This window comes from Marinobacter sp. UBA2498, from assembly GCF_002341575.1.
GTDB lineage: Bacteria > Pseudomonadota > Gammaproteobacteria > Pseudomonadales > Oleiphilaceae > Marinobacter > Marinobacter manganoxydans.
In genome coordinates this window covers 35,545-36,951 of the sequence record NZ_DDOI01000042.1, presented here as the reverse complement: position 1 = coordinate 36,951, position 1,407 = coordinate 35,545, and the positions used below count along the sequence as shown (strand labels likewise).

Below are 1,407 nucleotides of genomic sequence, written 5' to 3'. Positions count from 1 at the left end.
ATAATTTCCGCCAACAGCTCCGGCAGGGGTTTGCCGATATCCAGCATGTCGATTCTGGAGCGTGGCACCATGATGTCGCCGGCGCTGAGGTTAACCACCTCCAGCGCACCGGAAATCATGGCATAGGAGTCTTCATCGATGATCTGGCGCTCGTGCGCCGCCTCGAGCAACGCCTTGATGTCTTCGCGGTCTTCTGGTTCGGGGCGAATGCGAGACAGGATTCGCGCCAGAAATGATTTGGTGGCCGGCTTGGCCGAGTTGGGTTCCGGGTCTGGGGGGGTTGAGTCTGACATTGTCCGCAGGACGAGTTACTGGAGTGTCTAGCATAACCGAAAAAGGCGGTTTGTTTCAGTGGGTCGCGGGCAAAATCCGATAGGGGTCCGTGAAGCCCAGCTTAGCCAGAATGTGGGTTTCGAGCGTTTCCATCTCTTGTGCCTCATATTCGTCTTGATGGTCGTAGCCCAATGCATGCAGAACGCCATGAATCGTTAAGTGAGCAGCATGTGCAAGCACCTTTTTATGCTGTTCCTGGGCTTCCTGATGAAGAACGGGCAGGCAAAGCACAATGTCTGCCATCAAGCCGGCGTCGGGTTGAACGCCGTACTCAAAGGTCAAGACGTTGGTTGCATAGTCCCGATTGCGAAATTGTTGATTCAGCTCGCGGCCTTCGTCTGCGTTCACGAGCCGGATCGTTAGATTCATGCGCGCAATATCGGGGTTGTACGGGGCAGCGGCCAGGGCAGCCTGCACCCAGCGTCTGAGGCGCCAGCGCGGCAATGATTCAGCTGGCGCGGCGTACTGAACCGACAGGCTAAGCTCAGGGCCGGGCTTCGAGACTGGCTTTTTCATAGGCATCGACAATACGGGCAACCAGGGGGTGGCGGACCACGTCGCCGCTGGTAAAACGGGTGCTGGCTATGCCTTGAACGGTTTCCAGTACTGCCAGCGCATGCGTTAAGCCACTGGGTTGGCCTTTGGGAAGGTCGATTTGCGACGGGTCGCCATTGATAACGGCTTTGCTGCCGAAACCAATTCGCGTCAGGAACATTTTCATTTGTTCCGGTGTCGTGTTCTGCGCTTCGTCGAGAATCACGAATGAGTGATTCAAGGTGCGACCGCGCATGTAGGCCAGCGGGGCAATTTCAATGGTTTGCTTTTCAAACAATCGTTGCACTTTTTCGAAGCCCATCAGGTCGTACAAGGCGTCATAAAGCGGACGCAAGTAGGGGTCGACTTTCTGGGCCAGATCGCCCGGCAGGAATCCCAGGCGCTCGCCGGCTTCAACGGCAGGGCGGGTAAGAATGAGTCGCTGCACCGATTCGCGTTCCAAGGCGTCGATTGCGCACGCCACGGCCAGCCAGGTTTTTCCGGTGCCTGCCGGGCCGACGCCGAATGTGATGTCGTGTT

At 57.1% G+C, this 1,407-nt stretch carries 3 protein-coding genes; all 3 read right to left on the bottom strand.

Annotation, left to right across the window (positions count from 1 at the left end; translation table 11 throughout):
• A partial coding sequence (locus B2W52_RS04725) for a hypothetical protein (protein ID WP_414673475.1) occupies nucleotides 1-293 on the bottom strand: 293 nt, incomplete at its 3' end.
• A gap of 55 nt (nucleotides 294-348) precedes the next feature.
• Complete coding sequence (ybeY, locus tag B2W52_RS04720) at nucleotides 349-849, bottom strand: rRNA maturation RNase YbeY (protein WP_286801617.1); 501 nt, start codon at nucleotides 847-849, stop codon at nucleotides 349-351.
• The coding region (locus B2W52_RS04715; RefSeq protein WP_286801615.1) for a PhoH family protein at nucleotides 818-1,407 on the bottom strand (590 nt) is incomplete at its 5' end. The genes B2W52_RS04715 and ybeY, both read right to left, overlap by 32 nt.